The 12,730-nt window shown below is 65.5% G+C and carries 14 protein-coding genes; 7 read left to right on the forward strand and 7 right to left on the reverse strand.

What is annotated here, in order from left to right; genetic code table 11:
• The 6 genes from GBG68_RS06740 to GBG68_RS06765 form a co-directional block, all read right to left on the reverse strand.
• Entirely contained in the window at positions 1–975 is a 975-nt protein-coding gene (locus GBG68_RS06740; protein ID WP_152146176.1) for a 3-carboxyethylcatechol 2,3-dioxygenase, read from the reverse strand.
• 25 nt (positions 976–1,000) lie between these two features.
• Positions 1,001–1,948, reverse strand: a complete 948-nt coding sequence (locus GBG68_RS06745; protein WP_152146177.1) for a PDR/VanB family oxidoreductase — start codon at positions 1,946–1,948, stop codon at positions 1,001–1,003.
• Positions 1,949–1,966: 18 nt separating this feature from the next.
• Positions 1,967–3,001, reverse strand: a complete 1,035-nt coding sequence (locus tag GBG68_RS06750; RefSeq protein WP_152146178.1) for an alcohol dehydrogenase catalytic domain-containing protein — start codon at positions 2,999–3,001, stop codon at positions 1,967–1,969.
• 15 nt (positions 3,002–3,016) lie between these two features.
• Complete coding sequence (locus tag GBG68_RS06755) at positions 3,017–3,496, reverse strand: aromatic-ring-hydroxylating dioxygenase subunit beta (RefSeq protein WP_152146179.1); 480 nt, start codon at positions 3,494–3,496, stop codon at positions 3,017–3,019.
• 10 nt (positions 3,497–3,506) lie between these two features.
• Entirely contained in the window at positions 3,507–4,778 is a 1,272-nt protein-coding gene (locus GBG68_RS06760; RefSeq protein ID WP_152146180.1) for an aromatic ring-hydroxylating oxygenase subunit alpha, read from the reverse strand.
• 102 nt (positions 4,779–4,880) lie between these two features.
• Complete coding sequence (locus GBG68_RS06765; protein WP_152146181.1) at positions 4,881–5,651, reverse strand: helix-turn-helix domain-containing protein; 771 nt, start codon at positions 5,649–5,651, stop codon at positions 4,881–4,883.
• Positions 5,652–5,925: 274 nt separating this feature from the next.
• Between GBG68_RS06765 and GBG68_RS06770 the strand changes: the two genes are divergently transcribed.
• From GBG68_RS06770 to GBG68_RS06800, 7 genes are all read left to right on the forward strand, one after another.
• Positions 5,926–7,074, forward strand: coding sequence for a TAXI family TRAP transporter solute-binding subunit (locus GBG68_RS06770; RefSeq protein ID WP_152146182.1), 1,149 nt, complete (start codon positions 5,926–5,928; stop codon positions 7,072–7,074).
• Between the two features lie 276 nt (positions 7,075–7,350).
• A complete protein-coding gene (locus GBG68_RS06775) occupies positions 7,351–8,613 on the forward strand; it encodes an MFS transporter (protein WP_152146183.1) in 1,263 nt (420 codons plus the stop codon).
• A gap of 126 nt (positions 8,614–8,739) precedes the next feature.
• Positions 8,740–8,925 (forward strand): hypothetical protein, encoded by a 186-nt coding sequence (locus tag GBG68_RS06780; protein WP_152146184.1) that lies wholly within the window; start codon positions 8,740–8,742, stop codon positions 8,923–8,925.
• 84 nt (positions 8,926–9,009) lie between these two features.
• Positions 9,010–9,492, forward strand: coding sequence for a hypothetical protein (locus tag GBG68_RS14155; RefSeq protein ID WP_193222247.1), 483 nt, complete (start codon positions 9,010–9,012; stop codon positions 9,490–9,492).
• Between the two features lie 122 nt (positions 9,493–9,614).
• On the forward strand, positions 9,615–10,223 hold the full coding sequence (locus GBG68_RS06790; RefSeq protein ID WP_152146185.1) for a flavodoxin family protein: 609 nt from the start codon (positions 9,615–9,617) through the stop codon (positions 10,221–10,223).
• Positions 10,224–10,272: 49 nt separating this feature from the next.
• Positions 10,273–11,178 (forward strand): lactate/malate family dehydrogenase, encoded by a 906-nt coding sequence (locus GBG68_RS06795; protein ID WP_152146186.1) that lies wholly within the window; start codon positions 10,273–10,275, stop codon positions 11,176–11,178.
• A 41-nt stretch (positions 11,179–11,219) separates the two neighbouring features.
• On the forward strand, positions 11,220–11,645 hold the full coding sequence (locus GBG68_RS06800; protein ID WP_152146187.1) for a hypothetical protein: 426 nt from the start codon (positions 11,220–11,222) through the stop codon (positions 11,643–11,645).
• Here the strand turns inward: GBG68_RS06800 and GBG68_RS06805 are convergent.
• Positions 11,642–12,721 carry a methyl-accepting chemotaxis protein gene (locus GBG68_RS06805; protein WP_152146188.1) on the reverse strand — a complete coding sequence of 360 codons (1,080 nt, stop codon included), beginning with the start codon at positions 12,719–12,721 and terminating at the stop codon, positions 11,642–11,644. The genes GBG68_RS06800 and GBG68_RS06805 overlap by 4 nt on opposite strands.
• Positions 12,722–12,730: the final 9 nt, after the last annotated feature.

The raw sequence follows: 12,730 nt of genomic DNA on the forward strand, positions 1-12,730 counted from the left end.
TTACCTCATTGGTGTGTTGGAAGATCCGGACGCGGATGTGGGATGCGCCGAGAGCAGACCGAAGCCGGCGATCCACTCGGGGATCTCTCGGTAGTAGGTGTCCTGCACGGTGTAAGGACCGAAGGCCGCCATGGCCGCGGCGGCGGCCAGCCAGGTCTTGCTCTCGTGGGCGGACTTGCCGGCCAGCGCCGAGAGTTGCGCATTGCTCAGCTCGTCCCAGGCGTCCAGCCGCCCCTGGATGATGCTGGCCATGAACTGCTGGTCCCAGTCGGCGTTGAGAGGATGCAGCGCGCCGGGGTCGCGGGTGAAGTCCCGGGCCGCGTCGATCACCCGCTGGGTGCGGGCTTCACGCTCCGCCGGAGGCAGATTGCGGCCGCTGCCCAGCAGGCGCTCGCGCACCGGCAGGGGGGCGCTGGCAAGCTCCGGCACGGGTGGCTCGTGGGAGAGTCCGCCGGAGCCTATGAACAGGGTGCGCAGGCCGCGCCGACGGGCGTAGCCGCCAATGGCCTCGCCCAGCCGGCGCACCCGCTGAAAACCCGGCATGGGCGGCGCGACCGAGTTGATGAACACGGGTATCACCGGGCAGCGGTCCAGGCCACCGAGCAACAGTCCCAGCGGCTGGGCGAAGCCATGATCCACCTGCATGCGGTGGGAAACGGCCAGGTCCACACCGGCCTCCAGGCAATGCTCGGCGCATGCCATGGCCTCGTCCTCGGGCACCGACAGCACCCCTTCGGGGCTGCCGAAGTCGCCGATGGCCTTTACCTCGACTCCCAGGCAGAAGGGGGGCATCAGGTCATGGAAGAAACCGTTGAAGTGGTCCGGCGCGAACAGCACGACCAGCTCCGGGTCGAAGGCCCGCACCCGCTCGCGGGCACCGTCCAGATACCGCTCGACCTCGTCCACCACCGTCGGTGCGGGGTCGTGCAGGCCCAGCAGCGGCGTATGGGAAAGACATTGCAGTAAAGCCGTCATGGGTTCTCCTTGGGCGCGCACGGCGCTACAGATCCAGCACCAGGCGCGGCGACTTGAAGCCGGAACAGCACACCATCAGGCTCTGGTTCTCGGCCTGCTCCTCTTCGCTGAGCAGCATGTCGCGATGATCCGCCTCGCCTTCCAGCAGACCCACCTCACAAGTGCCGCAGGTGCCCTCGCGACAGGAGAAGGGCACATCCAGCCCGGCGCCCTGCAGCGCTTCAAGAATGGTCTGCCCCGGCGCCACCTTGACCACCTTGCCCGAGCGGGCAAGCTCCAGCTCGCCGCCGGACTCGGTGGCGGCTTCGGTGTCGGCGGCGAAGTACTCGTAGTGCGCCCGCTCGGTGCACCCGGCGGTCCGCTCGCGAAAATCCGCCAGCATTCCTTCCGGCCCGCAACAATAGAAGTGCGCCTGGGGCGCGGCATCGGCCACAATTCGCGCCACGCTCCACCGCTCGCGCCCACCCTGATCATCGAAGTACAACACCACCTTGTTGCCCGAGGCCTTGGCGAGGCGCTGCAGGCGCTCCAGGAAGGGCGCGCTGGTACGATCACGGCTGGCGTAGTGCAGTTCCCATGGGCGATCCAGCACCACCAGGCGTTCGAGCATAGAGAGGAACGGCGTGATACCGATGCCGCCGGCGAAGAAATAGCTGTAGGGGGCCTCTTCGGCCAGCGCGAAGTTGTTGCGGGTCTCGGACACCCACAGGGTATCCCCCTGCCGCACGGCCTCGTGCAAATGGCGCGAACCGCCCCGGCTGTCCGGTGCCAGCCGCACCGAGAAGGCGTAGCAGCCGGTCTCGCCGGGCACCGGCACCAGGGAGTAGCTGCGGCTGAGCTCCGCCCCCAGCGCCACGTCCAGATGTGCACCGGCGGCGAAGGCCGTATCCACGCCCCTGGGCGCCTCCAGCACGAAGGTCTTCACCCCCTCGCACTCCTCGATGATGCTCTTGACTCGTACCTGTGTACTCATGCGTTCTCCTCCGGCGCGCTAATCGCAGAGGATCAGCGGCTTGACCGCCTGCCCGGCGAGGATCAGCTCGAAGGCCTCGCGGCCCTCGCGCAGCGGCACCCGGTGGCTGGCGATGGGCGCCAGATCCAACGCCCCTTCGTAGACCAGCGGGGCGCAGGCGTACCAGGTATCCCACAGCCGGCGGCCGTGAATGTTGTGGATGGTCGGTCGGCCCCGGCGCCACAGGCCGAAGTCGAACTCGATGGGCCCGGCGGGGGTGGCGCACCACTTCACCTCGCCCAGCGGCGCAACCAGCTGGAAGGTGTTGCGCGCACCAGCCGCACTGCCGGTGTACTCGAACACCACCTCGGCGCCCTCGCCCCCGAAGTGGCGACGCACGGTCGACACCACGTCTTTCTCGGCGGCATTCACCGCCAGGTCCGCCCCCATCTGCCGGGCGATGCCCAGGCGGTAGGGATTGACGTCCACCGCGACGATGCTCGCGGCCCCGTAATGACGGGCAACCGCCACGTTCATCAGGCCGATCGGGCCGCAACCATTGACCACTACCGTGCGCCCGGCCACACCCTGACCCTCGAGGGTGGCGTGCACGGCAATGCCCAACGGTTCCAGCAATGCCGCGCGTTCCGGGTCCACATCCGCAGGGTTCACCCAGACGATCGACTCCGGCACGGTCACGTACTCGGCAAAGCAACCGTTGAAGTCGATACCGGGATAGCGGGTGGCGGCACAGACATGACTGCGCCCGGTGCGGCAGCTGCGGCATTCGCCGCACGGCACATGGCTTTCCAGGCTGACCAGATCGCCCGCCTGGGTGCGGCTCACGGCCTCCCCCACGGCCTCCACCCGGCCACACATCTCGTGGCCGAGGATGGTGGGCAACTTCACGCGCTCACCAAAGGCACCCTGGCCGTGGTAGATCTGCATGTCGGTGCCGCAGACACCACTGACCAGTACCTTGATCAGTACCTCATGGGCGCCGGGCTCGCGGATCGGGTATTCCCCCAACGCGAGGCCGTCCCGACCCGCTTCGACTTTCGCCAGTCCCAGCATGGGTAAGCCCCGCCGTCAGATGATGAAGGAAAGCCCTGTGAAGGGCCGGTGACGACCGAGCAGCACTATCTTCTTCGAAACGATACGCAGCTGCCCGTCCTTCGGTGCGGCTTCCAACTCCACCCATGCCGGGTACAAGCGGGTTTCATCCAGGCCGTTCTGGCGCCAATCGCCGCGACGTGCTTCAGCCAGCAGCATCTTGTAGCGCGCCCGCAAGCGACCGCCTTCTTCGCTGAGCTTCAGATTGCTGATCATCCGCCAAGTCTCGGAGGCAGGCTGCTGGGCCACGCGATTCTGATGGACGATTTGGTCCACCCGCATCACCAGGCGCTGACGGTTGTCGTAGATGATCGAGGAGTCCACCTCTGGGTCCGCGTGCTCATCGATGGGCACCCAGTAGGTTGCCTCTTCGGCGTAGAGCTCCACCCACTCGAGCAGATCACCGCGATCAAGCAGGTCAGCTTCCAGTTCGATCAATGCCTTGAGTTCATCCATTTGGGCCACCTCAGTTCCCCGCCTGTTTCATCAGACGTACCCACTTGCGCCAGAATGCACGCTGCGGGGTCTCGTCGCTGTACACGCCGACCTTGCCGCCACCCTCTTCCTCTGTCTCCTTGCCCAGGCCGCGGGAGAGAACGACGGTATCCGCGCCCACGCCCTTGAGCGCGTTCTGGTTGCCGGCGAACACATCGATATCGTCGGCGGAAAGAATGCCGGCGGTGCCTATGCGCGTCTGAGCATCCAACATACGGTTGTTGTTGATCTGCGGATGGGCGTCCTCGATCAGCACCGGATAGGAATAGACCTCCGTGCGGTCCTGGGCGATCGGCTGAATCACCCGAATGTTGAAATCGAAGATTGTCAGGTTCGGGAAGATCAGGAACTGACGGTTGGTAAGCACCTCTGCGGCCCCTTCCTCACCATAAAGCTCGGTGAGCCGGCCCTCGTAAGCCGCCCGCACATCATCGTCAACGCCGCCCGATTCAAGTGGCGCGCCGGCTTCCAGTGTTCCGTGCCCTTCTTCATACCCGCGGGTGTAGCCCTGCTGGCGCACGGGGTTGTTCAGCTCGCGATTGACGAACGACCCGGAGTATTTCTTGATGGTGTTGAACGCCGAGCGATGCACGAAGCCCGGGTGATAACCGTCATAGACGTTCTCGGACTGGAACTTCCAGTTGCCGTTGAACATGTAGCGATGGGGTGTGCCCATGACGTAGCGGGATCCGGCAGCACGCCGTGCCCAGATATCAATATGCTTGCGCGCACCACCGAGGAAGTCCTCCAGCGGCTCCACATCAGGGTTCATTGACCCGAATACCAGGCCCGCGTAGGACGCCACACGCGGCACCTTGTGCAGGTTGCGCGAAGCCTTGTCGAAGCATTCCGGATAGCGCTCGGCGTCCGGAACTCCTACCAGCTTGCCCTGAGTGTCGAAGGACCAGCCGTGGTAGGGACAAACGAAGGTCCGCGTCTTGCCCTTTTCGCTGCGACACAAGGTCGCACCGCGATGCGTGCAGACGTTGAGCAGTGCGTGGATGTCACCGGCGCGGTCCCGCGTCACGATCACGGGCTGCAGACCCAGTAGCGTGGACTTGTAACTACCGGCCTCCGGCAATTCACTCTCGTGGCACAGGAAGATCCAGGTGCAGTGGAAGATCCGGTCGATCTCGTCCTCGAACACCTTCTGGCCGCGATAGGCATCTGTGGAAACGGTAAATTCATTCTCCCGGTCAACGATATAATCGGGATAATGCGGGCTGTTAGATCCGGCGCTCATCGCTCTCCTCCTGTGTCCGATGAACCCGAGCCTACGGCCGGGTCAGGAGGCAAACAACGAACAGCCGGCTCACCGTGCACATAGTGCACACGGTCGCGGGGGCTACGCTATCTCTTTCTGGATGGTGGCGACCACCTCTCCCAGTCTTGCCGCAAAACGCGCGACGTCCTGGTCGCTAATCGCATGATTCAAGATGATCATGTTGATGCAGCCGAGCACCGTATCGCCCTGAACGATGGGCCTCGCCACACCGGCGAACTTTGGCTCCTCCGCCCATTCCGCGCGGTTACGCCCATACCCCAGGCGTCGTGTTTCCTCGACCAACTGGGGAATGTTTGTACGAGCCGTGGGATCATCCCGGCTGATCATGCTGATCAGGGCTTCGCGCTCCGCGTCCGAGCAATAGGCCAGATAGGCTCTGCCAGCCGCCGTATTCATCAGGCCCAGCTTCCGCCCCGGCATGCCCGTGTGGAAGGAGAAGACGCTGTAGGCGTGGGTGGAGGCGCGGACGACCAACTGATGACCCTCCAGGCTTTGATAGGAGCAGGGCCAAACCAGTTCCTTCGTCAGCGCCATCATGTGAGGCCAAACGATATCCACGATCTTGATGCTGTCACGAAAACCGTAGCTCAAACTCTGCACCTGATGGGACAGGCGATAGAAGTTGGACAGATGGTCTGTGTAGACGAAGTCCTCTTCCACCAACGTCTCCAACATGCGTTTGACCGTCGTGCGATGCATGCCCAGGCGGCTGGATAGCTCGGTAACCGTGGCAGCCCCGTTGGAGCTTCTGTTCAACTCCTGAAGCAGCTTCAAGCCCTTAACCAGGGACTGGCAGCTCTTGTAACCGCTGCGGGTGGTCTTTGTAGTCATCAGTCGGGCACACCCTTGTTGCCGTAATGTCCGTCATTGCCAGGCGCACACCCCAAGGATACTGCGGAGCGTGCACCATGTGCACGCCGAGCCGAAAGGCTTTGCCCCTCGGAAGCACCCAAACCTAAGCTGAATCTGGATCGATCATGGGTCTTGGCCCCTGCTGCACTTGGTCCAGCTCCCCTCGCGATCTTGGTCCAGCTCCCCTCGCGATGGGAAGCATAGTTACAAACCTGGTTTACGAAATCAGGGAACAACCTGGAGGAGAAAGCATATGGCTCGTTTACTCACTGGATGGCTCGCGATAGCCGCCCTCAGCATGCCGTTGATGGCGTTCGCCGCCGACAACGTCAACCTGCCCAAAACCATAACCAGCACGTCTCACGCGCCGGGCTCTGCGGGGCATTCGCAAACGGTTGCCATCGGCAATCTGCTACAGAACGAATACGGCACGTCCGTACGAATCATGCCCAGCTCGAACGATGTCGCCTTCATGAACCTGGTGCGATCCGGCCGCGTGGAGTTGTGCACCTGTCCGTCAGCGGCCTACTTCGCGCAAGAGGGCGTGCTGATGTTCTCCGGCCCCGAATGGGGTCCGCAGCAGCTTCGTGTGCTTGCTATGTCCGTGGCGAACGTGGGCATGGGCATGGTGGCTGCCGGAGATGTCGGCATCACCGAACCGGCCGATCTAAAAGGCAAGCGCGTGGCGTCCATCCGCGGCGGCGACTCCCAGAACCTGGGTGCAGAAGCAGTTTTGGCCTTCGGCGGTCTGACCTGGGACGATGTCGAGCGGGTTGAGTTCCCCAGCTACATCAAGACGCTCGAGGGCATCCTCAACGATCAGGTCGACGCAGCCTTTGTGATGACCATCACGTCTACCACCCAACAGATCGCCTCGAGTTCCAGAGGCATCAAGTGGCCCTACATGGATCCCAATGATGAGGAAGCCTGGGCCCGTGCACAGGACGTGGCGCCGTATCTGCAGCCGAAGAAAGTGACGCTGGGCGCGGGTATCAGCAAGGAAGAGCCGTGGCACGGCTCCTCCTACCCTTATCCCATCATTCTCGGCTCGGACAGTCTCGACTATGAACTCGCCTCGAGCATGATTCGGGTGCTGATAGAGGATTATGACCTGTACAAGGACTCGGCGCCGGGCACCTCGGGCTATGCGCTTGAGAACCAGAACCTTACGTGGGTGATGCCCTTCCACCAGGCGGTCGTCGACTACTACAAAGAGCGCGGCGCCTGGACCGACGAAATGCAGGCCAACCAGGATCACCTGCTGGAGCGCGAAACCGTGCTGCAACAGGCCTGGAAGGACTACGTTGGGTCAACCGACGCGGAAGGTGATGCCTTCAAGAGCGGCTGGATGAAGGCGCGCGCCACGGCCCTCGAAAGCGCGGGCTTCAAGGCCGTGTTCTAACGCAAGGTGCACAGCTGACTTGCCCGGACACCGCACGTCCGGGCAAGTCATTTTCTCGTCCTTCTGCGTCCGCTGGAGCACGACAGATTCACGCTGATCCTTATGCTATTGTGCGGCGCGGGACACTGGGAGAGCCGCTATCAACAAGAGAACCAGGTATGCCTGGGAGCCGCCCTCGGCCTGCCCGCAGCCCACGCCAAGCGGCCGCACGCAACGAGCGCCGCGACGGCCATTGCCTCCCGTCCGCCTCGGCCACCGCACCGCTGAGGACACCCTGTGACCTCCGCCGCCACTGCCCTGCTCAACCTGTTTCCCCGCCCGGAGCTGAAGACCCTCGGGCTGGTATCCACAGCGCACGCCTTCAGCCACTTCTACATGCTGGTGCTGCCGCCGATCTTTCCGCTGCTGCACGGTGATCTGGGGCTGAGCTACGCCGAGCTGGGCCTACTGCTCGCGGTGTATGCCGGCGTCACCGGCCTGATGCAAATCCCCATGGGCCTGCTGGTAGACCGCATCGGCGGCCGTGCGGTGCTCGCACTGGGGCTCGCGCTCAATGCCGCGGCCATCCTGCTGGTGGGACTGTATCCGGCCTACTGGGGGATGCTGATCTTCATGGCTCTGGCCGGCACCGGCAACGCCGTATTCCACCCGGCAGACTACGCCATACTCTCCGCCCGCGTCGGCTCGCCCCGCATGGGCCGCGCCTTCAGCCTGCATCTTTTCGCCGGCTACATGGGCTGGATGCTCGCCCCGCCCGCCGTGCTGGGACTGACAGCACTCTTCAATTGGCGGATAGCGCTCATCGTGCTGGGCCTCACGGGGTTGGCCTACGCCGCCCTGCTAACCCTGCCCGGCGAGCATTTATCGGATGCCGATCAGCGCCGCGAGGCCCATGCCAGCAAGGTCCGGGCACGCGCCGAAGGCCGCCGCAACGGTCTGGCGCTGCTGCTCACCCCCACCATCGCGGCACTGTTCCTCTTCTACGTGGTCGTGTCCATGGCCAGCAGTGGCATACAGGGCTTTTCGGTGGTGGCCATGGTCGAGCTGCACCAGATCGAGATGTCCCAGGCCAACTTCGCGCTGACGCTCTACTTCGTCGCCGGCGCCCTCGGCACCCTGCTCGGCGGTTGGCTGGCCGACCGGGTGGTGCACCACGAACGGGCCACCGGCATCGCCTTCATCATCTCCGCGCTGTTCCTGGTGCTGCTCGGCCTCGGCGCACTGCCACTGGCGCTGGTCGGCGGGATGATAGCGCTGGCCGGCTTCTTCCTCGCCGTGGTCTCGCCGCTGCGCGACGTCATGGTACGCAACGCAACGCCGGCGGGCAGCATCGGCACCGCTTTCGGCATCGTCACCACCGGCTTCAGCGTCGGCATGGTGATCTCCCCGATGCTGCTGGGGGCCGTGGTTGATCGGGGATACCCGTCGCTGGTGTTTCTGCTCAGTGCGGCGATGACGTTGGGCGGGCTGGGTACGCTGGCGGGGGTTCGAGTGTCACGGCGGTCGACTGATACCCGCGATGATTACACCACACATTAGCGTGAAGCACCGCGCCGGTGTACAACGCCCATGGGGCACCGATTACCCGCAAGGCCTTGAGTGAAGAGCAGGTGGAACGCGCGATCATGCTCGCCGGCGCCAAGCTCGGCTGGCGAATGCACCCGGTTGGCACCGGGGCAGATCCTCGGTCGGTTGGCGCTACGCAGCCACGTGGCCGAGGTGGATGTGCACTATGACGCCGAGAGCTACAGCATCAACCTCAAGTACGACGGCGTGGATATCCACAGAAACCACAACGGCTTGGGCCAGAATCTCGATCGGGCCATCAACGAGCAAATCCACAAGCTGTGATCGGGTGGGCGGCATCACAAGATGACCGCCGCGCGCCCCTTGAGTATCCCCTCAGCCCCCCATCTTCGGGACGCGGGAATACTCATGGTCGGCCGGGCTCCGACAGCAGGCTTAGCGATAAACCATCAACTCCCACACACCACAATCTTCTCCCTCCTCGTCCTGCTACTTCGGCCGCTGGTCTGCCGGGTCTATCCGCTGGGGCGCATTGTCAGCCGCGACGAGGAATACTTCGTCGAGGTCACGCCCCATCCGCAGACCGAGGGGCGCTACGGGCAGGATGGAACGGTGGCGGAGTATCTGGCGCAGCAGGGCGCGGCCCCCTACATGGCGGCCGCCGACCATTACTACCGGCTGTATCTGCAACTGGCCGAGGCGCAGGAAGACGACGAGAGCACCGCCGACGCGGGCTTCGAACCCCTGGACCTGCTGGATCTGGAAAACCACGTGCGACAGCAGGCCGCCCGACGCGGCACCGCCCCTGCCCCCAACCTGGAGGAGCGGGTGGCGCAGCACGTGCGCTGGCTGCACGAGGCGCTGACCGGCGCCGCACCGCCCGAGAGCTGAGCACTCCCCGCCCCCTCCAGTGCTGACTCGCCCGCCGCAGATTTCCCTGGCGGTCTCCTTGAACTCCGGCCTCCGGGCGCCGAGATGTGAATACATCGCCCGACGTCAGCCGAGGTGCCGCCGTGAGCCTGACCGCCATCGCCCTCAACTGCACCCTGAAGCCCTCGCCGGCGGATTCTTCCTGCGAGCTGTTGTTGCGCCAGATACTGGACGCCCTGGCCGGTGAGGGCGTCACGGGCGAGCTGCTGCGCGCCGTGGACCACAACATCAAACCCGGGGTGAGCGCCGACGAAGGCGCCGATGACGACTGGCCGGCAATACGGCGCCAGGTGCTGGACGCGGACATTCTGGTGCTGGGCACGCCGATCTGGCTGGGGCACCCCTCCAGTGTGTGTCAGCGGGTGCTGGAGCGGCTGGATGCCTTTCTCGGCGAAACCGACGAGGAAGGCCGCATGGTGACCTTCGGGCGGGTCGCGGCGGTGGCGGTGGTGGGCAATGAGGACGGCGCCCACCACGCGGGCGCGGAACTCTTCCAGGGGCTGAACGATGTGGGCTTCACCCTGGCCGCGGGCGCCATGAGCTACTGGGTGGGTGAGGCCATGCAGGGCATTGACTACAAGGACCTGGAGCAGGTGCCGGACACCGTGGCCGGCACCACCGCCACCCTCGCGCGCAACACCGCGCACCTGGCGAAACTGCTGCGCCAGGCGCCCTACCCCGGCGGCTCCTGAGCTGTTCGCGGACCGTGACACAAGAGCCAACGTCGGGGAGGTAAACGACATGGCACGTGTGGGGATCATCGGCCTGGGCTGGGTGGGCGCCAGTGTCGCCGCCGCCGTACTGCAGCGGGGCCTCGCCCAGGAGCTGCTGCTGCACGATGTGCGCGGCGAGATCGCCGAGGGTGAGGCGCTGGATTTCGCCCACGGCGCCCTGCTCTATCCGCGCGCCCGGGTGCGTGCCGCGCCCTTGTCGGATTTCACCACGCTGGATGCTGTCGTGGTCAGCGCCGGGCGCGGCGGCAAGCCCGACGAATCCCGCCTGGCGCTGCTGCGCGACAACCTCGCCGTGGCGGAGAGCCTGGGCCAGGCGCTGCGCGGTTTCGCCGGCGTGATCATCGCCGTCTCCAACCCGGTGGATATCTTCACCGAAGTACTGCGCCGCGCCGCCGAACTACCCGCCGAGCGGGTCATCGGCACCGGCACCACCCTGGACAGCGCCCGGCTGCGCTTCGAGCTGGGTGAACAGCTGGGCGTGCACCCCCATTCCGTGCATGCCCAGGTGCTGGGCGAGCACGGCGATTCGGAACTGGTGAACTGGTCCGCCGCCCAGGCCGGCGGGCGGACGCTGCGCGACTGGCGGGGCTGGAACGAGGAGCTGGAAGCCGAGATCGCCGCCCGAGTGCGCGGCGCGGCCTACGAGATCATCCGCCGCAAGGGCGCCACCAACCAGGCCATCGGCCTGGTCACCGCCTCGGTACTGGCCGCGGTGCTGCACAACGAAGATCGGGTGTTGACCGTCTCGCGTTTGCAGCAGGGCGTGGCCGGCGTGGACGGGGTGCCGCTGTCGCTGCCGGCCGTGGTGGGCAGGGATGGGGCTACACGAGTCCTCGAGCCGCGGCTTGACGCGGCGGAGGCCGAGGCGCTGGCTCGCTCGGCGGCAATCATTGCGGAACGCCTGCCGTCATGACAGAGGCATCGATCGAATACCGCAACCAAGGGGGAAGTGCGATGGATCGCCGAAAGCTGTTTCTGTTGGGCCTGGCGCTGTTGGCCGCGTCCCTCGCCGCTTGTCGCACGGCACCGGTCTACAACGTGCAGCAAGCGCCGATCAACCGCACGGACCTGAGTGATGAGCAGATAGCCCGGGCGGTAATACAGGCCGGCGCCGAACTGGGCTGGCACATACAAGCCGTCGCTCCGGGGCAGCTGCTCGGCCGGCTGCAGCTGCGCGGGCACCTGGCCGAGGTGGACATTCATTATGACCGCGAGGCCTACAGCATCCGCTACCGGGACAGCCGCAAGCTGCGCTACGACGGCACCGATATCCACCGCAACTACAACGGCTGGATACAGAACCTGGACCGGGCGATCAACCGGCGGCTGCACGCGGGCTGCGAGCCCGCGCCGGGGCGCTGCCGCTCTGCAGCGGGCTAGGTTCGCCGTGCCGCCTCGGCCAGCTCCCCAGCAAGCCGCATATTGGTGGCGGAACCTTCCACCGCGCGTTGGGTGTCCAGCAGCAGTTGTTCGACCTGCGCCAGCATGCGCTCCATGTCCTGCTCCTGGCCTTCCGCATGCTCCAGGGACGCCGCCGCGGCACCCTCCGCACCGCCAATCATCTCGCGCACCGCGCGTATCTCCCGCTCGGCCTCCGCGGCCCCGTCGGCCCAGGTCTCCAGACTCTCGCCCAGATGGGCCACCCGCGCGACCACGTCCCCCGCACTCTGCGCAACCTTGTCCAATACGCCGGCGATTTCCTCCACGGCCTCGTCGGTCCGCGCGGCCAGGTCATTCACTTCATTGGCCACCACCGCGAACCCACGGCCCGCATCCCCCGCCCGTGCCGCCTCGATGCGCGCATTCAGGGCCAGCAGATTGGTCTGCCCGGAGATCTCCCGAATGCTGCCGGCCAGATCGTGGATGCGGCCGAACTCGGCCTGGAAGTCCTCCACGGCGCGGGCCGCCTCGGCGCTCTGCCGTCGCCCTCCGTTCAGCCCCTCGGCGGTTTCCGTGCTGCGCTGGCCCAGCGCCGAGAGAATGGACTGCCCCTCTCGCAGGTGCTCAACGCTATCGGTGGCTTGCAGGCACAACCGCCTTGCCCGCTCCGCGCTCTCGCGCGTATGGCCGGCGAAATCCTCCAGAAAGGTCACCCGCTCCCGCGAGGCGTGGTTGACCTGGCTGGCGTTCTCACGCACCTCGGTAGCCAGATCCAGCAATTGCGCTGACCCGCCGCCGGCGCGCCCCCCCACCTGGGACCGTCGGGTGGCCTCCAAGTCCCGCTCATACGCCGCCGCCAGCGCGGCGCTATGGCGGGTCGCGGAACCCGCGGCGAAGCTGGCCACCGCGAAGGGCACCAGCATGGTCAGCATGAACTGCCAGGAACTCCAGGGCTGGTCACCGAAGAGCGCATCCCATTGGTTGATCAAGGTGAGCAAAGGGCCCACGACCAACGCAACCACCAGCGCCTTGCGCAACCCGGCCAGGCGCGGTGATGACACGGCTGTCTTGGCCATTGTTCGGCC

Source organism: Alkalilimnicola sp. S0819 (assembly GCF_009295635.1).
Classification (GTDB): Bacteria; Pseudomonadota; Gammaproteobacteria; order Nitrococcales; family WHIW01; genus S0819.